This window comes from Pseudomonas fluorescens (assembly GCF_001307155.1).
In the GTDB taxonomy this organism is placed as follows: Bacteria; Pseudomonadota; Gammaproteobacteria; order Pseudomonadales; family Pseudomonadaceae; genus Aquipseudomonas; species Aquipseudomonas helvetica.
In genome coordinates this window covers 4,282,791-4,304,495 of record NZ_CP012830.1, presented here as the reverse complement: position 1 = coordinate 4,304,495, position 21,705 = coordinate 4,282,791, and the positions used below count along the sequence as shown (strand labels likewise).

General features: G+C 58.2%; 19 protein-coding genes and 6 pseudogenes. 13 read left to right on the top strand and 12 right to left on the bottom strand.

Annotated elements, in window-relative coordinates; genetic code table 11:
- Nucleotides 1-27 precede the first annotated feature (27 nt).
- A complete protein-coding gene (locus AO353_RS19630; RefSeq protein WP_054596446.1) occupies nt 28-1,854 on the top strand; it encodes a glycoside hydrolase family 15 protein in 1,827 nt (608 codons plus the stop codon).
- 189 nt (nt 1,855-2,043) lie between these two features.
- On the opposite strand, the pseudogene AO353_RS32215 reads toward AO353_RS19630, so the two are convergent.
- Both AO353_RS32215 and AO353_RS32210 read right to left on the bottom strand, forming a co-directional pair.
- Nucleotides 2,044-2,178, bottom strand: a pseudogene (locus AO353_RS32215) (DUF6124 family protein); the annotation flags it as partial.
- A gap of 41 nt (nt 2,179-2,219) precedes the next feature.
- Nucleotides 2,220-2,420 (bottom strand): annotated as a pseudogene (locus tag AO353_RS32210) (1-deoxy-D-xylulose-5-phosphate reductoisomerase); the annotation flags it as partial.
- A 458-nt stretch (nt 2,421-2,878) separates the two neighbouring features.
- Here AO353_RS32210 and idi point away from each other — a divergent pair.
- Genes idi through AO353_RS19615 form a run of 3 tightly spaced genes read left to right on the top strand, consistent with a single transcriptional unit; the run spans nt 2,879 to nt 5,555 of the window.
- Nucleotides 2,879-3,424 carry an isopentenyl-diphosphate Delta-isomerase gene (idi, locus tag AO353_RS19625; protein WP_054596445.1) on the top strand — a complete coding sequence of 182 codons (546 nt, stop codon included), beginning with the start codon at nt 2,879-2,881 and terminating at the stop codon, nt 3,422-3,424.
- 39 nt (nt 3,425-3,463) lie between these two features.
- Entirely contained in the window at nt 3,464-4,420 is a 957-nt protein-coding gene (locus tag AO353_RS19620) for an SAM-dependent methyltransferase (RefSeq protein ID WP_054596444.1), read from the top strand.
- A gap of 22 nt (nt 4,421-4,442) precedes the next feature.
- Nucleotides 4,443-5,555: a terpene synthase family protein gene (locus AO353_RS19615; protein WP_054596443.1), complete on the top strand. Its 1,113-nt coding sequence runs from the start codon at nt 4,443-4,445 to the stop codon at nt 5,553-5,555.
- A 184-nt stretch (nt 5,556-5,739) separates the two neighbouring features.
- Here AO353_RS19615 and AO353_RS32205 read toward each other — a convergent pair.
- From AO353_RS32205 to AO353_RS19610, 5 genes and pseudogenes are all read right to left on the bottom strand, one after another.
- Nucleotides 5,740-5,856, bottom strand: a pseudogene (locus AO353_RS32205) (DUF6124 family protein); the annotation flags it as partial.
- A gap of 243 nt (nt 5,857-6,099) precedes the next feature.
- A pseudogene (locus AO353_RS32200) lies at nt 6,100-6,225 on the bottom strand (DUF6124 family protein); the annotation flags it as partial.
- A gap of 243 nt (nt 6,226-6,468) precedes the next feature.
- Nucleotides 6,469-6,603 (bottom strand): annotated as a pseudogene (locus AO353_RS32195) (DUF6124 family protein); the annotation flags it as partial.
- A 234-nt stretch (nt 6,604-6,837) separates the two neighbouring features.
- Nucleotides 6,838-6,972 (bottom strand): annotated as a pseudogene (locus AO353_RS31610) (DUF6124 family protein); the annotation flags it as partial.
- 235 nt (nt 6,973-7,207) lie between these two features.
- Complete coding sequence (locus tag AO353_RS19610) at nt 7,208-7,579, bottom strand: DUF6124 family protein (protein WP_054596442.1); 372 nt, start codon at nt 7,577-7,579, stop codon at nt 7,208-7,210.
- A gap of 533 nt (nt 7,580-8,112) precedes the next feature.
- Between AO353_RS19610 and AO353_RS19605 the strand changes: the two genes are divergently transcribed.
- The 5 genes from AO353_RS19605 (at nt 8,113) to AO353_RS19585 (ending at nt 13,651) form a co-directional block, all read left to right on the top strand.
- Nucleotides 8,113-8,502, top strand: a complete 390-nt coding sequence (locus tag AO353_RS19605; RefSeq protein ID WP_054596441.1) for a hypothetical protein — start codon at nt 8,113-8,115, stop codon at nt 8,500-8,502.
- An 11-nt stretch (nt 8,503-8,513) separates the two neighbouring features.
- Nucleotides 8,514-9,146, top strand: a complete 633-nt coding sequence (locus AO353_RS19600) for a BRCT domain-containing protein (protein ID WP_054596440.1) — start codon at nt 8,514-8,516, stop codon at nt 9,144-9,146.
- Nucleotides 9,147-9,289: 143 nt separating this feature from the next.
- Nucleotides 9,290-9,772, top strand: coding sequence for a hypothetical protein (locus AO353_RS19595; protein ID WP_054596439.1), 483 nt, complete (start codon nt 9,290-9,292; stop codon nt 9,770-9,772).
- On the top strand, nt 9,765-11,207 hold the full coding sequence (locus tag AO353_RS19590; protein WP_054596438.1) for a TIGR01777 family oxidoreductase: 1,443 nt from the start codon (nt 9,765-9,767) through the stop codon (nt 11,205-11,207). Before AO353_RS19595 ends, AO353_RS19590 begins: the two co-directional genes overlap by 8 nt.
- 8 nt (nt 11,208-11,215) lie before the next feature.
- Nucleotides 11,216-13,651, top strand: a complete 2,436-nt coding sequence (locus AO353_RS19585; protein ID WP_054596437.1) for an alpha/beta fold hydrolase — start codon at nt 11,216-11,218, stop codon at nt 13,649-13,651.
- A 9-nt stretch (nt 13,652-13,660) separates the two neighbouring features.
- Here the strand turns inward: AO353_RS19585 and AO353_RS19580 are convergent, their stop codons facing one another.
- A complete protein-coding gene (locus AO353_RS19580) occupies nt 13,661-14,659 on the bottom strand; it encodes a GlxA family transcriptional regulator (RefSeq protein ID WP_054596436.1) in 999 nt (332 codons plus the stop codon).
- Between the two features lie 109 nt (nt 14,660-14,768).
- Here AO353_RS19580 and inhA point away from each other — a divergent pair, with 109 nt between their 5' ends.
- On the top strand, nt 14,769-15,449 hold the full coding sequence (gene inhA / locus AO353_RS19575) for an isonitrile hydratase (protein ID WP_054596435.1): 681 nt from the start codon (nt 14,769-14,771) through the stop codon (nt 15,447-15,449).
- A gap of 529 nt (nt 15,450-15,978) precedes the next feature.
- Here the strand turns inward: inhA and AO353_RS19570 are convergent.
- Together AO353_RS19570 and AO353_RS19565 are read right to left on the bottom strand one after the other, a co-directional pair.
- On the bottom strand, nt 15,979-16,341 hold the full coding sequence (locus tag AO353_RS19570) for an ArsR/SmtB family transcription factor (protein ID WP_237142904.1): 363 nt from the start codon (nt 16,339-16,341) through the stop codon (nt 15,979-15,981).
- Nucleotides 16,328-16,786 (bottom strand): SRPBCC family protein, encoded by a 459-nt coding sequence (locus tag AO353_RS19565; protein WP_054596434.1) that lies wholly within the window; start codon nt 16,784-16,786, stop codon nt 16,328-16,330. Before AO353_RS19565 ends, AO353_RS19570 begins: the two co-directional genes overlap by 14 nt.
- Before the next feature lie 150 nt (nt 16,787-16,936).
- Between AO353_RS19565 and AO353_RS19560 the strand changes: the two genes are divergently transcribed.
- The gene (locus AO353_RS19560; protein ID WP_054596433.1) at nt 16,937-17,860 is read left to right on the top strand and encodes an ADP-ribosylglycohydrolase family protein; all 924 of its coding nucleotides are present in this window, start codon (nt 16,937-16,939) and stop codon (nt 17,858-17,860) included.
- A gap of 131 nt (nt 17,861-17,991) precedes the next feature.
- On the opposite strand, the gene AO353_RS19555 is transcribed toward AO353_RS19560, so the two are convergent.
- Both AO353_RS19555 and AO353_RS19550 read right to left on the bottom strand, forming a co-directional pair.
- On the bottom strand, nt 17,992-19,218 hold the full coding sequence (locus tag AO353_RS19555; RefSeq protein ID WP_054596432.1) for a DUF2599 domain-containing protein: 1,227 nt from the start codon (nt 19,216-19,218) through the stop codon (nt 17,992-17,994).
- A 60-nt stretch (nt 19,219-19,278) separates the two neighbouring features.
- Nucleotides 19,279-20,643, bottom strand: coding sequence for a DUF2599 domain-containing protein (locus tag AO353_RS19550; protein WP_054598276.1), 1,365 nt, complete (start codon nt 20,641-20,643; stop codon nt 19,279-19,281).
- Between the two features lie 171 nt (nt 20,644-20,814).
- On the opposite strand from AO353_RS19550, the gene AO353_RS19545 reads away from it, so the two are divergent.
- Together AO353_RS19545 and AO353_RS19540 are read left to right on the top strand one after the other, a co-directional pair.
- Nucleotides 20,815-21,204 carry a GFA family protein gene (locus AO353_RS19545; RefSeq protein ID WP_054596431.1) on the top strand — a complete coding sequence of 130 codons (390 nt, stop codon included), beginning with the start codon at nt 20,815-20,817 and terminating at the stop codon, nt 21,202-21,204.
- Between the two features lie 80 nt (nt 21,205-21,284).
- The gene (locus AO353_RS19540; RefSeq protein WP_054596430.1) at nt 21,285-21,680 is read left to right on the top strand and encodes a lysozyme inhibitor LprI family protein; all 396 of its coding nucleotides are present in this window, start codon (nt 21,285-21,287) and stop codon (nt 21,678-21,680) included.
- The last annotated feature ends 25 nt before the right edge of the window (nt 21,681-21,705 follow it).

Here is a 21,705-nt window from a genome sequence, read left to right as displayed (position 1 = left end):
TATGTCTCTATCCGGAGTGACACAGCAATGGCTGATCATTACAACGAGCGACAAAGCGCTATCGACGCCCACGGCATCATCGGGGACATGCGCAGCGCAGCGTTGGTCAACGACAAGGGCAGCGTGGACTTTTTCTGCTGGCCGGAATTCGACAGCCCGTCGATCTTCTGCTCATTACTGGACACCCCGGACGCGGGGATTTTCCAACTGGCACCCGACCTGCCCGATGCCCGGCGCGAGCAAATCTACCTGCCCGACACCAATGTGCTGCAAACCCGTTGGCTGAGTGAACAAGCGGTGGTGGAAATCACCGACCTGCTGCCGGTCGGCGACAACGACGACGCCCTGCCCCTGTTGATCCGTCGTGTGCGGCTGGTCAGTGGCCACGCCACGTTCCACCTGCATTGCGCGGTGCGCCATGACTACGCCCGAGCGCAGACCACAGCGCGGACCGACGGCGCAGACGTCTGCTTCGAAGCCGCCCAGCAGCCAGGTTTACGCCTGCGCGCCAATCAACCGATGCAGGTTGTACAAGACACCGCCGTCGCCACGTTCAGCCTCAAACAGGGCCAGAGCGCCGAATTCCTCCTCGGCGCCCTCGACGACCCACGCTTCAAGGATGAAAACAGTGACCTGTGCCTGCAACGCACACTGAAGTTCTGGCGCGACTGGATCGGGCAATCCAATTACCGCGGACGCTGGCGCGAAATGGTCAACCGCTCGGCGCTGGCGCTGAAACTGCTGACCTCGCGCAAACACGGCGCGATCCTCGCTGCCGCGACCTTCGGCCTGCCGGAAATACCCGGCGGCGCCCGCAACTGGGACTATCGCTACACCTGGATCCGCGATGCCTCCTTCACCGTCTATGCCTTCATGCGCCTGGGCTTTGTCGATGAAGCCAACGCCTACATGCGCTGGTTGCACGGACGGATGAGCGACTGCCAGGGCAAAGCGATGAAGCTCAACGTCCTGTATGCCATCGACGGTCGTCAGGAGCTGCCGGAAATCGAACTCGCGCACTTGTCCGGTCACAGCAACGCCAAGCCGGTACGTATCGGCAATCAGGCCTACGAGCAGGCTCAGCTGGATATTTTCGGCGAGTTGATGGACGCGGTGTACCTGGTCAACAAGTACGGTGAGGCCATTTCCCATGAGAGTTGGCAACATGCCATCAAGGTGGTCGATCAGGTTTGCGATAGCTGGCAGCAAGAGGATGTCGGCATCTGGGAAATGCGGGGTGAGCAGCATCATTTCCTGCATTCACGGCTGATGTGCTGGGTGGCACTGGACCGGGCCATCCGTCTCGCGTCGAAACGCTCGCTGCCCGCCCCGTTCGCCCGTTGGGATCAGACCCGCCAAGCGATCTACGCCGACATCTGGAACAACTTCTGGAGCGACGAACATGGACATTTCGTCCAGCACATCGGCGGCACCGCGCTTGACGGTTCGATGTTGCTGATGCCGCTGGTGCGCTTCGTCAGCGCCAGGGACCCGCGCTGGCTGTCGACCCTGCAAGCGATCCAGAAAACCCTGGTGCGCGACGGCATGGTGTACCGCTACCACAACGACGATAGCCAGATCGATGGCCTGCCCGGCACCGAGGGCGCGTTCGCCGCTTGCTCGTTCTGGTACATCGAGTGCCTGGCTCGCGCCGGTATGGTCGAAAAAGCGCACCTGGAGTTCGAACAACTGCTGCGCTACGCCAACCCGCTCGGACTCTACGCCGAAGAGTTCGACAGCCACGCACGGCACCTGGGCAACACACCACAGGCGCTGACCCACTTGGCACTGATCAGCGCAGCGAGTTTTCTCGAGCGGAAGTTGAGTGGGGAGAAGAGTTACTGGCAGCCGTAAAATGCGGGTGAGAAACCTGACGGACTGTCTGACAGCCGACAATCCCTTGTGGCGAGGGAGCTTGCTCCCGCTCGGCTGCGCAGCAGTCGTAACCTCTGTCACTCGGTCCTCCAGCAAAACCGCATCGAATGGTCTTAGGACCGCTTCGCGCTCCAGCGGGAGCAAGCTCCCTCGCCACAAGGTTGTGCTTTACGCGTCGGAGTCGTATGGATCGAAATTATCCAGCACCCGATTTACCAGCAACTCGCTCAGTACAATCATCTGCTGAATCGCCAACGCCACATGACGCCGCGAGCCTTCCAGTTCGAAGGCCGGATTGCTGGCCGAACGGAAGTTGAGTGGAGAGAAGAGTTACTGGCAGCCATGAGGTGCTGGTGCGCTTGATGCGGCTCACTGACAATGACCAACTTCGGCTCGAACCTCAAGCACCTCGCCAACAGCCTTTCCATGTTGTGATGCGCACTAAGCGCAAACACAACGAATACCTCAAGACTACACGCAACCCACTCTAACGCACTGTCCAACCTGGTATCGGTCGAATCGACAATCAATAGACGCTGTATCATAAATTTTTCACTCCAGCCTCAACCGACCAACTAAATCAACAGGCGCTCCCCTATAAGCCCCCTGATCAACATTGCGTTAATCAACCGACAGAGCGCGGCCAAAATACTAGGGCTTGAGACTGAGGCATGAGCAAAGAAATTCATCTCAACCCGTAATCGGCCAAAGAAACATTGGCTTTCGGTCTCGAAGATAGCAAACGACCACGACTTTACAAGCCTCTGACTGATGAAGATTAGCTATATAAGCCAGATCATATTGACCTAAAGGATTTTCCTGAAAACCTATACAAAATAATATAAAAATATAACTAACAACGAAGCCAATTAAAAACCATTAAAATATTTGCATCTATTAAAAACTCAACTAGATTCCTTCCCCACACACAAACATTACTAAACTCACGAACTAGCTTTGCCTACCATAACGCCCAACAGCGAAAACAAAATGGAGTTTGCCCTTGGAAGAAAAATTGATACTTGTTGATCCAGACGATCGTGAAATCGGCTCTGCACCGAAGTTGCACGTCCATCAACAGGGTCTTTTACACCGAGCATTCTCGATCTTCATTTTCGATGGCAACGGCCGTGTACTGTTGCAACAACGGGCACTGGGCAAATACCACTCTCAAGGCCTGTGGACCAACGCCTGCTGTGGACATCCGCGCCAGGGTGAGCGGACCCGCGCCGCAGCCAAACGCCGGCTGCGCGAAGAAATGGGGCTCACCTGCAAACTGACGCCGGTCTCCACCCTGCTCTACCACGAACGCGTGTCAAACCAGCTCATCGAGCATGAATACGACCACGTGTTCGCCGGTATCAGCCGTACTCCACCGATTGCCAATCCCGAAGAAGCCCACAGCTGGCAATGGCAGAAGCTCTCCGATATTCCGGGACGCATCGCGGCAACCCCTGAAGCCTTCAGCATCTGGTTTCGTCGGATCTTCGAACAAGTCGGGCCGGCCGGGGTACGCAGCTGGAAAGAACTCGCGCACAGTCACCGCTGAGCGGTGTTGCTTCGTCCATACCTTCACGAGAAATCAGCCATGAGCAGCCCCCCCCAAAAAATCACCCTCGCCGATGAAACCCGCCTGCCTTATCAAATCATCCAGGGCTCCAGCATCGACAGTTATCAGGAGAAGGTCGTGTACACCTACGGCGACAGCCCTGAGGACTGGCGCAAGGCAATCGGCAATTACATCCTGTTCCAGTTCGGTGTCTACGACGATCCACGTTCGACTCCGCCCATCAGCCTCGACGAGTCCGGCATCCGCTATTTCGAACGACAACTGAAACTCGCCGGCCTCGAAGAACCGAATCGCCCACCGATCAAACGCATCCTCGACATCGGTTGTGGCTGGGGCTACATCCTCAAATACCTGGCGGAACGCTTCCCCGAATGCCAACGCCTGGACGGGGTCAACGTCAGCCGCCGACAACTGGAACACTGCGCGAAATTCCACGCCGAGCAAGGGTTGTCCGAACGCATCAACCTCTACCTGTGCAACGCCAAGGATATCGAGCTGCTTCCGGGCGCGGATGAACCCTACGACCTGGTGATCATCCGCGGCGTGATCTCGCACTTCCCCGACGAGCTCTACGAAACCACCATGCAAGCCCTCGCCGGCCGAGTACGCGAAGGCGGTGTGGTGGTCATCGCCGACAACCTCTACAACACCCCTCCCGCAACCTACACCCCCGACACCCCGGACGAAGTCGACCGCCTCGCCTGCAAACACCGCAAATCACCGGCGTACTTTCGTGAAGTGCTTGAGGAAAGTGGCTTCACGATCCACGACATGCGGGTACTGCCCTCAAATATCGATGTGGCGCGTTGGTTGATGGATTCGAAAGCCAATATCGAAAACAAGGAGTTGTTCCCTTATGGGGTAACGGGGGCGTTGGAAGAGTTGCGGGTGCTGGCAGAGAACTGGTCGGTGGCGCTGATTAAGAACAAGGTTTCGACGTATAGCGTGGTTGTGAAAAAACCAAAGAATAACTAAGCGAATTTTTCAGGAGACGTATATGAACCGGATCACGCTTCCCCCTATGGCTAACCCATTCCCATACGCTACCCATCCCAATGTCGACTTAGAACATCCAGATAAGTGCCGAATTGAGTCAACCACACGAGACTATGCGGATCGTTTCAAATTGTATTGGGATGATACTCAGCGACAACGTATGAGAAGTCTTGAAAGCGCTCGCCTAGCCGCCCTTATGTACCCAAGAGGTTCCGACGAATTATTGCAAATTGGTTCAGATTTTGTGCTATGGGCATTTGCATACGACGACGAGTATTGCGATGAAGGCCCGATGAGTTTGAAACCTGCAACATTCATCAATAATGCTGCCGAAATCCAGCGAACTTTGGAGTCGCCCGAACATGCAGTATCCAATGATCGCTATGCCCTGGCTATGCGCGACTTGCGATGCAGGCTTGATAGGTATGCAACACCAACACAGGTTGGGCGATTTGTAGAAGGTATGAGAGCCTACATGATGACCGAGATATGGAAGGCTGTAATACCTAACCCGTCGCTCAACGAATATCTGGTAATGCGTATGTATGGTGGGGGAGGATGGGCTTTTCCAATACTCAATCACGTCATCGCTGGCATAGATATATCACAAGATGAATACGAGGACAGGCGTGTCCGGGCTCTGACAGAAATGATGGTGACTCTAATGGTATGGGACACTGACCCTTATGGTTATGTGAAAGAGTGTGCCCGAGCCGTCGACGGAAAGGAGCACAATCTGATCAGAATTCTGTGCAGGGATTACAACTACTCGTTCGAACAAAGCATGCATAGTTACTTAGAAATGAGGCGACGTCTAATCAGTCTTTTTTACCGTCTGCGTGCTGCCGTATTTACCGAAGCATCACCTGCAGTACGTTCATACATTGACAGTTTGTCCGAATACTACAGCGGTGCTCTGGTTTGGACACAAGCGAATAATCGTTACGGCTCCATAAGTGGTGTCAGCCTCACAGGTGCTTTTGAAGGCGGCGAATTGACTCAAGAAGCTCCTCCGGAAAGCTTCGAGTCCTTGGGACTCTCATCGTTTGAATGGTGGTGGAAATACGATCCTGCGCGGGCACCCGACTATCGCCGTCGGTCCATTCACGGCTGATACGAGGAATCACCATGAAAGTCATCCTCGCCCAACCCCGTGGCTTCTGTGACCCTACGCGATATTGCCGGCGAAAGTTGGTGGAACGGTCCCGATCAACCTGCTCAATCCACGGTCCATCTGACGAAACTCAATCCCCGTGACGAGGGGGCTTGCCCCCTCGTCACGGGTTGTGCTCTGCGCGTCAATCGTAAGGATCGAAATTATCCAGCGCCCGATTTACCAGCAACTCGCTCAGTACAATCATCTGCTGAATCGCCAACGCCACATGACGCCGCGAACCTTCCAGTTCGAAGGCCGGATTACTGGCCGAACGGAAGTTGAGTGAGGAAAAGAGTTACTGGCAGGCGTAAGGTGCTGGTGAGAGACCTGACGCGGACTGTCTGACAGCAGACAGCCCCTTGTGGCGAGGGAGCTTGCTCCCGCTCGGCTGCGCAGCAGTCGTAACCTCTGTCACTCGGTCCTCCAGCAAAACCGCATCGAATGGTGTTGGGACCGCTTCGCGCTCCAGCGGGAGCAAGCTCCCTCGCCACAAGGTTGTGCTTTACGCGTCGGAGTCGTAAGGATCGAAATTATCCAGCGCCCGGTTCACCAGCAACTCGCTCAGTACAATCATCTGCTGAATCGCCAACGCCACATGACGCCGCGAACCTTCCAGTTCGAAGGCCGGATGACTGGCCGAACGGAAGTTGAGTGAGGAAAAGAGTTACTGGCAGGCGTAAGGTGCTGGTGAGAGACCTGACGCGGACTGTCTGACAGCAGACAGCCCCTTGTGGCGAGGGAGCTTGCTCCCGCTCGGCTGCGCAGCAGTCGTAACCTCTGTCACTCGGTCCTCCAGCAAAACCGCATCGAATGGTGTTGGGACCGCTTCGCGCTCCAGCGGGAGCAAGCTCCCTCGCCACAAGGTTGTGCTTTACGCGTTGGAGTCGTAAGGATCGAAATTATCCAGCGCCCGATTTACCAGCAACTCGCTCAGTACAATCATCTGCTGAATCGCCAACGCCACATGACGCCGCGAACCTTCCAGTTCGAAGGCCGGATGACTGGCCGAACGGAAGTTGAGTGAGGAAAAGAGTTACTGGCAGGCGTAAGGTGCTGGTGAGAGACCTGACGCGGACTGTCTGACAGCAGACAGCCCCTTGTGGCGAGGGAGCTTGCTCCCGCTCGGCTGCGCAGCAGTCGTAACCTCTGTCACTCGGTCCTCCAGCAAAACCGCATCGAATGGTTTTGGGACCGCTTCGCGCTCCAGCGGGAGCAAGCTCCCTCGCCACAAGGTTGTGCTTTACGCGTTGGAGTCGTACGGATCGAAATTATCCAGCGCCCGGTTCACCAGCAACTCGCCCAGCACCACCATCTGCTGAATCGCCAACGCCACATGACGCCGCGAACCTTCCAGTTCGAAGGCCAGATCGCTGGCCGAACAGAAGTTGAGTGAGGAAAAGAGTTACTGGCAGCCGTAAGGTGCTGGTGAAAGACCTGACGCGGACTATCTGACAGCCGACAGTTCCTTGTGGCGAGGGAGCTTGCTCCCGCTCGGCTGCGCAGCAGTCGTACCCCCCTGTCACTCGGTCCTCCAGCAAAACCGCATCGAATGGTTGTGGGACCGCTTCGCGCTCCAGCGGGAGCAAGCTCCCTCGCCACAAGGTTGTGCTTTACGCGTTGGAGTCGTACGGATCGAAATTATCCAGCGCCCGGTTCACCAGCAACTCGCCCAGCACCACCATCTGCTGAATCGCCAACGCCACATGACGCCGCGAACCTTCCAGTTCGAAGGCCAGATCACTGGCCAACACATTCACCGACGCCAGGGTTTCGCTGGCGTGGGCCAGCAAGGTTTCGTTGTCGACATCGGGAATGACCACAAACATTTTGCCCGGCCGGGTATCGAGTTTCGGTGGCTGGGTGAACGGCGGTAAGTGGTAATCCAGCGCACGCTCGGCGGCTTCATGCAGCTTGCTGGAATCGAGAGAATCGTAAGGGGAAACGCTTGGGTTTTCGGGAGGATTGGGGGTGATTTTGACCATGGGTAAAACTCCTGACATTCATGAAGCTCACCAGCATCGTGACCAAACAATGGGTGGTGGGCGGTACGCAGGTTGGTCAACCGGGAAGTCAGGCACCCGGCGCACTCGAAAGTGCCCCGCGCACAGCCCACCGCGAAGCATAACGGCAAGTGCAAAAAAAAGCGCCGACATGCTTAGGTTGGCGCTCATGCGCCTGACATTGAACAGGTGACCAAACCCGGCCGCTGAATTGGCAGCGACCCGCAAACACTAGTCCCGTGCCCTTCCTAACCACAACCTGAAAACCTCGTCGGAGAATTCCCCGGTCGACACCGCTTCTGTAGGAGCAAGGCTTGCCCGCGATGAACGAAAACGCGGTCTACCTGACGAAACGCGTTTAATGATGAATAGCCCTGCCCCCTACAAACACTAAACAACTCACCTCGCCGCACGCTGAAATATGCGGTTGCATGCCAATTACCGGCCTCATAACATCGCCCCCTCAACGGGTACAGCGGAGCTGTTCAACAAAAACCCGCATTCAAGGAACCAGAATGAGCCATCGCATCCACTGCAGCATCAAAGCACCTCCCCGCTCGGGCCTGACCCGGGATCAACTGTGGGAAGCCGACGATAAAGGCCTGATCAAATGTTGGGAAGTCGGCCGCGAACGTGCCGCTAAATTCCCCGATCTTGCAAAACGCTGCCTGGCCGGCGAACTCCCGGTACTCGGTTGGAAAGGTGGCGTCAGCCGCAGCCTGAAGAAACGCGACAAGTTCGGCTCCCTCAAATACCTCGCCCAATGGCAAGGCCTGCGCGGTGAAGACCTGGACATCGACCTGACTCAGGAACGGACGTTGACCTGCTCCAGCACCAGAATGGTCGTGACCTTCACCCCCGACCGCTCGAAATACTTCAACCAGCCGTCGGAAATGGAAGCCTAGGAGCAGGACGCATGGTCGATTTACATCAGGAATTTCAGAACAGTGCGCTTTTTCACGAGGCACGGATTGATCGCCGCTCGGCCGACGCATTGGTGGGCATTGCCGCTGGCCTCGCCGCCGATGGCAAAATCAACCTCCAGGAAGCCGAGTTTCTCAAGAGCTGGATCGAAAACCATCTCAGTCATTTGAGCGACCCGGTCGTCAACCTCCTCTACAAACGCCTCGCCAGCATGCTCAGCGATGGAGTTCTGGATGCTGAGGAATCAGCCGAACTGCTGGAAATGCTGCATCAGTTTGCAGGTCTTCCTGTCGGTTCGGCTCAAACCTTTACGACGCCTACCAGCCTCCCCCTGAACAATCCGCCGCCCGTATTGAGCTGGGCTGACAAGGTGTTCATCTTTTCCGGCGTCATGGCTTACGGTCCTCGAAAAGACTGTGAATCATTGATCCTAGAGCGCGGCGGGTTGATTGGAGGCTCAGTCAACAAGAAGGTCCATTATCTGGTGGTCGGCAGTATCGGCAATGATCAATGGCTGCACAGTAGTTACGGGACCAAGATCAAAAAAGCCGTCGAACTCAGAGAAAGCGGAGTGCCGATCGCCATTGTCAGTGAAGAGCACTGGCAAAAAGTGCTGTTCGCATAACTCTCCGATCTGGCGTCTTGTGGGGGACTGGCCATACGAGCTTGATGGATAGATTGGCGCACCCCCTTACCTCGCTTTTCAGCAGTAAGCCGGGCAAAACATCGTTACACTTGCCGCCCCAAAGGACGCGATCAGGACAAGGAATGTTACCCACCTCTTCTACCCTCCGGCGCACGCTGGTGGGTTGGTTGTATGCCGCCGCCATGGCGCATCTGCTTGTCAGCGTCATGCTGACCTGGGCTGGCCACTCGGGTTTGCTCGATGGCTATCTGCAAATCATCGAACAAGGCTTCTGGGCAGACGCCGCGCCTGCTGCTGCCCGCGCACAACAGGTCTGGTGGCTGGCGTTGTTCGGCGCCACCCTGCAAAGTTACTCGCTGTACATGCTGGCGCTGGTGCACATCGGCAACCGCCTTGAAAGCCCTATGGCGTGGGGCTGGTTAATTGCCGGGATCGTGCTCTGGGCCCCTCAGGACATGCTGATTTCGATTCAGGCCAACGTCTGGTCACACTTGTGGATTGACAGCTTTGCGCTGCTCACCCTGCTGCCGCCCCTGTTCTGGCTGTATCGCCATGACCGCCGTCCTCCCCCTGTCAATGTATTGAGTGAATCCGACCATGGCTGATTTTTCCCTTCTGGACTGGGCGCTCACGCTGTTGATTGCCCAAGCTGTTCTGGGTGCGCTGGATACCCTTTATCACCACGAACTGACCGTCGCCCTGCCCTATCGCCACAGCGCACGGCTGGAGTTGTCGATCCACGCGTTGCGTTCATGTTTCTACGGCATCCTGTTTCTGGGCATGGCACACCTGGCCTTCCAGGGCACGTGGGCAATTGTCATTGCGCTGCTGTTCGCGCTGGAAATCGGCCTGACGCTGTGGGACTTCGTGGTCGAGGATCGCAGCCGCAAATTGCCGGCCATCGAGCGCATCATGCACACGGTTCTGGCAGTCAATGGCGGTGCGTTCTTCGCGTTGTACGGGGTGCAACTGGCGCAATGGGCAACGCTGCCTACCGCCCTGAGCCCTATCGATTTCGGCTGGCGCGGTTGGGTGCTGACGCTGTTCGCGATCGGCGTCACCGCCTCCGGTATTCGCGATGGGCTGGCGGCGCTTCGCATGCAGCGCGAAGGCAAACCGGCCAACCCGTTCGCGGGGCTTGCCTATAAGCGTGTACTGGTCACCGGTGGCACCGGTTTTATCGGTGAAACCCTGGTCAATCAACTGCTCGACGCCGGTCACACCGTCAGCGTGCTGGCCCGCGATCCGTTGAAAGCCGCTTACCTGTTTGACGGCCGTGCTCGCTGCCTGCGCTCGCTGAGCAAACTGGGCTACAACGAAACCTTCGATGTGGTGATCAATCTGGCGGGCGCGCCGGTTGCCGGTCCGCGCTGGAGTGCCAAGCGTCAGGCGCAATTGCTGGCCAGTCGGGTCAACACCACGCAAGGGTTGATGACCTGGTTGAAGAATGCCCGGCACAAACCGGCGCTGTGGGTTCAGGCCTCGGCCATCGGGTTTTACGGCGTGCGTGACGCCAGTGAAAGCCTTGATGAAAGCGCCACCAAGGGCGAGGGTTTCATGGCTGAGCTATGCGCACGCTGGGAGGCCGCCGCACAACCGGCCAGCGAACTCGGCGTGCGTCAGGTGGTCATGCGTCTGGGTGTGGTGTTCGGCCCGGGCGGCGCGTTGTTGCCGTTGCTGATTCCATTCCGTTTGGGGTTCGGTGGGCGCATGGGCGATGGCCAGCAGATCATGAGCTGGGTGCACCGCGACGATGTGATTCAAGTGATCGCCCGTGCATTCGACGACAACAGCCTGAGCGGCACCTACAACCTGGTCGCACCGGATGCAGTCAGTCAGGCAGTGTTCGCCGACAGCGTCGGTAAAGTCCTGAAGCGCCCGGTGTGGTTCCACATCCCGGCGGCCCCGGTGCGCACCCTGGCTGGCGAAATGGCGCAGTTGTTCTTCGATGGCCAACGGGTGGTGCCAGTTCGCCTGACGGAGGCTGGCTATACCTTCCGTTACCCGACCCTCGACGCTGCCCTGCGCGACCTGGCTTGAGGACTGTGATGAGCAAGCCCCTTTTGTACTTGCTGGCCGGCAACGGCAGCGCCGCCGATTGGTGGGATGATGCACTGCCGTACTTTCAGCGCTATCAGGTGGTGCCGCTGGAGCTGCCGGGTTTCGGGAACAACCCTCAAGCGCCCTGCGAGGACCTCGCCGCCTACGCTCAGGCGTTGCTGGCAGCGACCGTCAAAGGCAGCGTAATCATGGCGGTCGGCGTGAATGCGTTGCTGGTATTGCATGCGCTGCAACGGCAACCGGGGCACTTTTGCAGGAGTGTATTGCTGGCGCCAGTGGGGGCGTTTTTGTGGCAACGACGTCTGCCGGCGTTGATGTCACCACTGCCCATTCGCAAGACCATCCACTGGTTGCTGGCGAACAAACCCACGCTGTTTGCACACAAGTTTTCCAGCCAGACCTGGACACCCGCGCAGTACCGACGCATGGGCGCCGGTTATGCACGCTGCCGGGCGTTTGTACCGCACTGGGATCTGGTGCGAGCGGACACCGCGTTGCCATTGCTGGAATGGATCAACGATCCGGTCGAGCTGGTCTGGGGCGATCAGGACAAAGTGCTGGGCATCGAGCAAGCCGCCGCATGGTCGGCGATTCTGGCCCGTGCCGATTTGACCATCAGCCTGAAACCCGGATGGGGCCATTACCCATGGATCGACTCACCGGCCGAATTCGCGGCGTGGCTGGAATCGGGTGAGCGCGGATTCGTCGCGCACACCAAGGGCGGGCGTTTACGTCTGGCAACACTGGCCGGGCAAGCAGTTCCCCCTGCGCTATCACTCAATGACTGCAACGACTCACGCTTGCCGGCGTTTCTCGCCAGCCAACCGAACGCCACTTGGGCGGTGCGCTCTTCCAGCTATGGAGAGGATCAGGCCGATGCGGCGAACGCCGGTTTGAGCACCACGTTCCTGCGTGAGCCGACGCACAGCGTGCCTGCGCGGATTGCCGAGTTGAGTTCGTCCGGGGTCGAGGAAGTGGTGGTGCAACGCTTCATCACTCCCCAGCTGTCCGGGATTGCCTTTGTACGTCATCTGTCGGTCGAGCTGGAATGGGTCGAGGGTCACCTCGAGTCACTGGCAGACGGCCAGGTAAGTCCGCAGCGGGCGATTGTTTCGCGGCTCGGTGCCTCCTGGAGCAGCGATACATTCAAGCCATCCCATGGCTTGACCGCGGACCTGCTGTGGCGCTTTTTACAGAACGTATTGCGGGTCTTCCACTATGTGCCCGGCGACGTCGAATGGGCCTGGGACGGTACGCAATTGTGGTTGCTGCAATACCGGCCGATCAGCGATTACGGCTGGCGTCGACACCTGACCGCCGCCAACATCGCCGAGATCCTGCCGCCACAACCGAGCCGTCTGGTGGAGTACGCCCAACGACGTGCAGCGGCCAGTATTCCGGCGATCATGGCGCGCTGGGATTCACGCATATTGCAGGACAACGAGCCGTTCACTGCGGTGTTCGGCGGCGCCTCCTATATCAACAACGACCTGTTTCTCGCCCGCCTGGCGGACTGGGGAATCTCCGCCAGCAGCTACGCCGGTGAAGTCGGTGGTGCGACGCCGGAGCTGCCTTGGCGGCCTCTGCGTCTTTTGCGTTCGCTGCCGTTATTGCTGCGTATGCAACGCATCGCTCGCGGGCATTTGCCGACGCTGGAAAGCCGATTGCAGCGCTTCGACCAGGAGTTGACAGACCTGATCGCGCAAAGCGCCGACGGCCAGCAACTCGCCGACTGGTTCACCCGGTTCTATGTGTTTGTGGTGCAGGGAAACCTGTGTATCGCCACAGCGTTGGCCAGCAGTGGTGGCGATCTGCTGGGGCGCCCACCGACAGCGTATGACAACCTTGAGCACAGCCCACATCGACTGCCATGGGAAACCGATCCGGCGACGCCACGCCCGGCACCGACCGAGCTGCCGCTGCAGGCATTCCCGCGATGGTCCCGGGCCATCCACCTGGCTCATTCAGCGGGTGCGCCAGGCTTGCGCGGTTACTACCTGCAAGTGCGCGAGTGGTATCGCGACAACCTGATGCGGCTGTTCTTTCGCCTGCACCATGCCATGCCGATGGCGGATCGGGCGCACTGGTTCGGAGCCCATCCGGAGATTCGCACGCGTGACGGCAGCTTCTGGCAGGACGGTCGTGAAGGCACCGAGCAGGCCACGGGGTTCATGATCTATCCGGGGCAGGTCCAGGGCATTCTGGGTGACGACATTCTGCTTGAAGACACCCTGGACCCCGGACGACACGCGCACTACCAGACCGCGCGGGCGGTGATCGCACGCATGGGCGGACGCTTGTCCCACGGCTCGACCTTGCTGCGTGAACTGCGCAAACCCTCGGCAGTGCTGCCCCAGGTCGATCTGGCGTGGTTAGGCCGCGAAGTGCGGTATTGCGATGGTGAGTTGACGTTGGTGAAGTAAGCGCAAGCCTTACATCTCGCAGGTCTCAGCGACACAGCAGTCTTCGCGCGAAAACCGCTCGCGGTACGCCTGCGGTGTCACCCCCATGGCCCGCAGGAAACTACGGCGCAGGGTTTCTTCGCTGCCAAACCCGCATTGCACGGCGATCCGTTTGATCGGCACTCCGGTGTCACTCAGCAATCGTCGTGCGGTTTCGACGCGGATCAGTTCGATGGCCCGCGCCGGGGTCTGACCGGTGTCGGCGCGATAGTGTCGGATAAAGCTGCGTTCGCTCATGCCCGCTTGCAGCGCCAGCGCCGGGATGCCGAGGTCCAGGCTGAGGTTTTCGGCGATCCAGGCGTGCAGTTCATCAAACCGATTGCCGTGCTGTTGCAGGTCCAGCGTTACGCTGAACTGTGACTGGCCGCCCGGTCGCTTGAGGAACACCACCAGTTGCCGGGCGACTTCCAGGGCGATCCCACGACCGAGATCTGCTTCCACCAGCGCCAACGCCAGGTCGATGCCGGCCGTAACCCCGGCCGAGGTCCAGACCGGGCCGTCGTTGATAAAGATCGGGTTGGGCTCGACTCGCAGTTGCGGGTGCTTTTGCGCCAGCTGATCGCAGCGGGTCCAGTGGGTGACCACGCGACGACCGTCGAGCCAGCCGCTGGCGGCCAGTAAAAACGCCCCGGTACACACCGACGCCACACGCCGGGAAACCGCAGCCTGTTGACGCACCCAATCCACCAGCACAGCGTCTTCGGCTGCCGTGTAAACACCCCAGCCGCCCGCGATGATCAGCGTATCGGAAGACTCGCTCGGCAACGGTTCGGCCAACAGCGCCAAGCCGGCCGAGGACATCACCGCCCCGCCGCCATCGGCAATCACCGTCGGCGCATAGGGCGGCGGTAATCCTCGCTGCGCGGCCATGTCATTGGCCGAGGCAAACACCTGCAATGGCCCGGTGACGTCGAGCAATTGCACATTGGCGAAGGCCAGCACATGAACGGTTTTCGGTGAGTTCGGCATGATTGGCGTAATTCGAGGGCTGATTGGCGTATACGCCAAATCCTACGAGCCTACAGTCAAACCGTCCACCCAATAAGGCTGTGAACACGCAGACCAAGGAGATAGCGTCATGACGTTGCAGATCGGTTTTCTGTTGTTTCCACAGGTGCAGCAACTGGACCTGACCGGACCTTACGATGTGTTGGCCTCGCTGCCGGACGTAAAGGTGCATTTGATCTGGAAGGACCTGGTCCCCGTGACGGCAAGCACCGGTCTGGTCCTGAAGCCGACCACCACGTTCGATGACTGCCCCGACCTGGATGTGATTTGCATCCCCGGAGGCAGCGGCGTCGGGCCATTGATGGAAGATCCGCAGACCCTGGCGTTCATTCGCAAACACGCCGCCCAGGCACGCTACGTGACTTCGGTGTGCACCGGTGCATTGGTGCTCGGCGCGGCGGGCTTGCTCAAGGGAAAACGGGCGACGACCCACTGGGCCTATCATGAATTGCTGAGTCTATTGGGCGCCATTCCGGTTCGGGACCGGGTGGTACGCGACGGCAATCTGCTGACCGGTGGCGGGATCACGGCGGGGATCGATTTTGCCCTGACCCTGGCCGCTGAGTTGTACGACAAAGACACTGCGCAATTGGTGCAGCTGCAACTCGAATACGCGCCCGCACCACCCTTCAACTCGGGCGACCCGCAAACCGCGCCAAAAGCCGTGCTGGAGGAAGCCTATCGGCGTGCAGCCTCCTCGCTCAATCAGCGCACGCTGATCACCGAGCGTGTGGCCGCACGTCTCGGTTAAGCGCTTGGTCAGGTCTGAAACAGACTTTTACAGCGCCCATAAAAAAACCCGCCGAAGCGGGTTTTCCAAGACCATGACGACATCCTGTCGCTGCATTCCTTGCAAATGGTCGATCATCCATGACCCTGAGCGCGTCCTGCGCTGCAGTTGATGGAGTCAGATTAGGCCTGAATCCACAGGCGCAAAAGACGACATACCATCGCCCGTGCGTAAGCCATTGGCTATACGTCAGGTCCAGCCCCAATCGGCCGATTCCTGCAGGCAAAAAAAACCCGCCGAAGCGGGTTTTCAAGACCATGACGACATCCTGTCGCTGCGATCCTTGCAAATGGTCGATCATCCATGATCCTGAGCGCGTCCTGCGCTTCAGTTGATGGGTGTAGATTACGCTTCGGATCCAATCTGAAACAGGAGACATAGCTACTACTTCGTGTAAGACATTCGCCATTGCAGCACTTCCGAAAACCCTTAGACACCCCAGGTTTCAAGTGCCTGAGTCGCGTGTTTCGCGTCAGCTACGGCTCGCAATTCATTGTTCGACAAAGGCTTTCAGATTCACCAACGCGTGATCCCACTGCTGACTGATGATTTCCAGCGAGCGGCGCGCCTCGTCCAGTTGTGTCGGCTCGAAGACCCATCGGCGTTCACGGCCCCGCTTGGTGTCACGCACCAGACCGGCGTCAGCCAGCACCCGCAGGTGTTTGGTTACAGCCTGGCGGCTGATGTCGGTGCCGGCGGTCAACTGCGCGATCGACATTGCCCCGCCACCACACAACACGTCGATCAGCCGCAGCCGGGTTTCGTCGCCAAGTGCGGCGAAGGTCAGTGCCGAGCGGCCCAGCGCAGTAGTGGCCGACGGCGTATCCAGCGTTAAGGCGTCAGGGGGTGGCAAGGTACGTCTCGATGTTGGTCATTTGTTCATCCCAACCGCGACTGTTCATGCGGAAGGCTTTCAGACGGCGTTCTGCCGGAATGTTATCGAAACCGGACTCGACGACCTTCAGCAACGTGCCGCCGTCCATGTCTTCAAGCTCGAACAGCACCAGGGTGGTGGGCTCCGACGAATAGTCCATGCCCGGCTCCACTGCATACGGATGCCAGCGAAACGCAAACACCCGCTCGGGCTCGACCCGCGCCACCTGCACGTCCCAGACCAGATGTTCATAGCCCGGATAAGTGATTTGCCCCTGGGTTCGCTCACCGGCAACAAAGCGTTTGCCCTCGAGCGCGACACCAAACCACTTGCCGAAGGACTCGGCATTGGCCAAGGCGCGCCAGACGGTGGAGCGTGGAGCCTTGAGCAGGATCTTTCTTTCGATGCGATCTGATGAGTGCATAGGTCACCTCCTTTGATGAACACTAGGCCCGGATGGCTGAATGCGCAACTTTCTGGTTGCATAAAAACATTCGGACAGGCTTTACCTTTCTGTCATGACGCCTGGAAATGCTAACGTCGCCAGTGAACTGACTCAAAACAAGGATGCTTCATGTTGCCTACCCTTTCGGAGCGTTATCGCGGCTGCCTGCTGGGGCTGGCTTGCGGCGACGCAGTCGGTACAAGCGTAGAGTTCAAACCGCGCGGGTCGTTCCCGGCGCTCACCGACATGGTGGGTGGTGGCCCGTTCAATCTGAAGCCGGGCCAGTGGACCGATGACACGTCGATGGCCCTGTGCCTGGCCGAAAGCCTGCTCACAAAAAATGGTTTTGACGCCTTCGACCAGATGGGGCGCTATCTCAATTGGTGGCAATGGGGTTACCTGAGCTCGACTGGCGACTGCTTTGATATCGGCATGACCGTGCGCGAAGCCCTGACTCATTATCAGGAAACCGGCAATCCATTTGCCGGATCGACCGATCCGTTCAGCGCAGGTAACGGTTCGCTGATGCGATTGGCACCAGTGGTGCTGTTTTACTTCCCTGCTATAGGCCATGTCAGGACGTTTTCCAGCGATAGCTCTCGAACCACTCACGCTGCGCCTGAAGCCATCGAATGCTGCCAGTTGTTCGCTGGATTGATTTGCGAAGCATTGCAGGGCGCGTCGAAATCGGATTTACGACACTTGGGCCACGGACACTTTTCAGAACCCAAAGTCGCCACGATTGCCAGTGGCAACTATCTCGCCAAACCAAAATCCGAGATCGTGGGTACAGGCTACTGCGTTGCCTCGTTAGAGGCGGCGTTGTGGTGTTTTCATCACACCGACAGCTTCGAAGACGCCATTCTGCAAGCCGCCAACCTGGGTGATGATGCTGACACTACCGCCGCTATTGTCGGGCAGTTGGCCGGAGCTTTTTACGGTGTAAAAGGAATCCCCAAGAGTTGGCTTGCGAAGCTGCACATGCACGATGAGATTGAAACGACAGCCGACGCATTGTTACAGGCATCAAACACCCACCACACTCACGACTGATCCGACCGCCAGGTTTTGCCGCCGGGTTCATGCGTCACCTCCTGTGATCAACACCAGGCCCCAATGGCGATTGCGCAGCCTTCAGGTTGCGCAATCGCCATTGGGGTCGATCTTCACTGCCTGTCTGCGTATCAGGTGTTGTTGCAACCCTTGGCGATGGAGTCTTCATTGGAGGTGTAAGGTCTGGAAGGTTCCAGGTTCCACTCAGGCTTGTTGCGGGCAATGTTGAAATGGCAGACCAACTGGCGGCGCATGCTGCCGATGTTGCTGTCACGGTTGTCCGGGTTGTCTTTCCAGTTCGCGTCCAGGTAGTGATCGGCAGCCAGTTCGTTGAAGAAGTTGTTGGTCTGGCCGTCCTGTACCTTTCTGCCGCAATCGGTCGGCGTCACTTCGAGGGTCATGACCTTCTTGCCAAAGCCCGGGTCGTCACGCTCAACCCAGCTTGCGCTTTGTACGTAGCGATCACAGCCGTTCTTTTCAGTCGTGGGGTAGATCACCTGCTTTTTACTGTCGTAGACAAAGGCTGCGTCTTGTTGAGGGGTTTGCGGCAATTTCATGTTGATGACCGGCAAGTGCTGCTGCACCGCCTTGTACCATTGGATCTGATTAAGCCGGGCGCCCTCCAGGCCGCTGTCTTCGGTATAGAACAGTGCAAGGATCGATGGAGATTTCGGCGGACTCTCTTCCCACTTGGCCAAGCGCAGTTCGTTCTGGGTGCCGAACGATTCGGCAGCAATCTTGCTCATCGCGCGGATGCTTTGGTAGAAGGCCGGGCCCGAGGCACTGTTGCGTTCATCACGTACGTCGAATGAGCATTGGCGTGAATGATCCCCCCTGTTCTGCTGGTAATTGGCAGCCCATTGCTCGGCAGTGGCCACGCCTTGTTCGTGACAGAATTTTTCCACGTTGCCGGGGGTTCGCCGCGAGTCGGTGCAACCTTGTTGCCCGCGATCATCGGTGGCTGCATCGATCGGGAACGAACACAACACGGCGTAATCCTGATGGTCCTTGGGGTTACCGAAGATGGTGTCGAAAATGAAGCCGCTCTTGAGCCCATAGGCCAGCTTGCGGAACTTCGAATCCTTGCGCAGATACGAGGCGGATACCCCGCCACTCGCCTGGCTTTTCGGGCTGATGCTGTAGAACTGGTAATCGGTCGAAGGCCAGGTCGCCCGAAACAGCACACCCGAACACAGAAACGCCGGTTTGGATGGCCCGCCGCAATCTTGCCGGGTGTCGTTATAGAGTTGGTTGAGACGGGTAACCGTATCGCTGCCCAAATCGGCGTGGGCCGTGGAAAAAAATGACAGGCCAGCGATGGCAACAGCGCTGGCAATGGGTGCTTTGATTCCTTTCATAGGGATCCCTCCTGGTGGTTGAAACGGGACGGCCAGTGCAGGCCGTCATGTCCTTCTCGTTCAGCGCGGGACCGGGTTGCAACCGGCCGCTTTCGCTTCACTGTCTGAAACAGTGGGCCTGAAAGGCTCCAGGTTCCACGGCGTCTTGCTGCGGTAATTGACCAGCACGCAGTTCAGTTGCTGACGCATGCTGCCGGCAGACTTTTCTTCTTCACGCCAGTTCTGGTCGCTGCCCTTCATGGCGAACAGTTCGTCATACAACGCGCTCAATTGATTACTCGGCAGCGCCCGCCCCTCGGCGGTGGGTACGACGCTCAAGGTCCATTCATCCTTGCGGGTGCCGGGGTCGTAGCGTTTGACCCAGTTGGCCGACGCGATGTACTGACGGGGCGGTGTGCTGGCGACCGGGTCAACGGGAGCGTTGGTGTTCAGTGCGATCACCTGATCGGCGGCCACGTAGCTGAAGCGCTGCTCTGGGGGCTTGGTGAAGTCCAGGCGCAGAATCGGTACTGGGTAGCCCTGGTCATTCAATTTTTTCTGGAAGTTGCGCGCACTCTTCAGACCGTCTTCCGGCTTGGGCGGCGCCTGGTCGCCTCGGGTGGCGAAGTTTTGCGTGCTGTTGACGTTGTAGATGAAGGCATCGATGTATTTCATGTTCTCGCTGCCATCGTTGGTGGCGGAAGCGTTTTTGAGCATGAACTCGTTGACTTGGGTCTTGATCGAAAACGGGTCCTTCATGGTGGTGGTTGCACGGGACTCATGCACCCGGATCATGGCATTCCAATCACTGGGTTTTTCGGCATTCCAGGAACACTGGCTGGACTGGATGGGGCCCTTTAACAGCCCGGTGTATTGCTGGCTCCACTTTTCTGCGGTGGTGACCCCGACTTCGGCACAGGTGCCGTAAGCCCACTGGGCATTCTTGTTGTTCAGCGTGCCCTGGGCGTTTCTGGGTGGCTCCTTACTGTCAAAGAAGCCGCAGCCATACCACTTGCGTTCCGGTCCGGTGCCGCCATCGAAAGCATAGATGCAGGTCCAACCCTGCTCCTTGACCGGCCGGTTCAACGCCGCCGCATCCGTTGGGGTGCGCATGATGAAACCGGCGGGATGAATCAGAATGCTGGTGCTCAGGTCCTTGCGAATCCAGGAGTAAGAGGTCGCACCGATCTTGATCGCATAAGGGCTGTAATCCCAGGGATTGAAGGGCCCGTCATTGACCATGCGCAGCGTCACGCCGCTGCAATAATAATGACCGCGCGCGGCCCCGGAATCGATTTCCTTGCAGTCGTTATTCAGCGTGTTGTAGTTGCGGTTGATTCGATTCAGGGTCTCGATAGGATCGAGGGCGGGTTGTGCGGCTATCGCCGATAACGCAAAGGTAGAAGTGAACGCCAGAATAATTGGCGCACATGCCATAGGGCGCATGCAGACCTCCTTGTCGCAGTGCTGGATGATGATTTCCAGTTTCGCAGCGTAGACCAAACCCGGCATGTGTTCCTGTCACTGGAACTTTTTAGTCGGCGCGTCTCGGACTTATCCGATCGCCCTAAAAGAAATACCCTACGCAAAGCACCACTTTTCAAAGGATGAATCAGCATGAAAACACTCCACGGCAGTTGCCTGTGCAAGGCCATCACCTATGAACTCGACAGCCTCGACATGCCGATCAGCCACTGCCATTGCCATACCTGTCGCAAGGCGCATGCGGCGGCATTCGCTTCGACGGCCGGGGTCATGCGCGAGCATTTTCGTTGGGTCAAAGGTTTGGATAAGTTGTCATCCTTCGAGTCCTCGCCCGGCAAGCTGCGGCACTTCTGTTCGCAGTGCGGCTCGCATCTGGTGGCCGAACGTTTGGCTCAGCCGCATGTAATTGTGCGGGTGGCGACCCTTGATGATGATCCGCAGATGACGCCGCAGGCACACATCTGGACCTCTCACGATGTGCCATGGCTGGCTTATGAAGGAATGACCGAGTCTGCCGAATAACTACCGCCACGGGTTGCACAAGTGTGGCGACTGCACTTCAATCAGCCGTTCAACTCCTCGAAGACCCACGCGAGCTTTCCATGCCTCCACGCTTTTTACTGGCACTTGCGCCGCTGCTGCTGGCGCCCTTCGCCCACGCCGACGACTGCGCCAACGCCGCCGACCAACGTACGATGAGCGAGTGTGCCGCCAAGGATTACAAGAAGGCCGACACCCAGCTCAACGCCCTCTACAAGCAGATCAATGACCGCTTGAAGGACAACCTTGAGAGTAAAAAACTGCTGGTCGGTGCACAGCGTGCCTGGGTGGCGTTCCGCGATGCCGAGTGCGAGTTCTCGGCGTCCGGGGTGGCTGGCGGCAGCGTTTACCCGATGATCTACAGCAACTGCCTGGCCGGGCTGACGCTAAAACGTGTCGAGGCCTTCAAGACTTACCTCGAGTGTCAGGAAGGTGACCTGAGTTGCCCGGTTCCTTAAACGAAAAAATCGCAGTCAACACCAA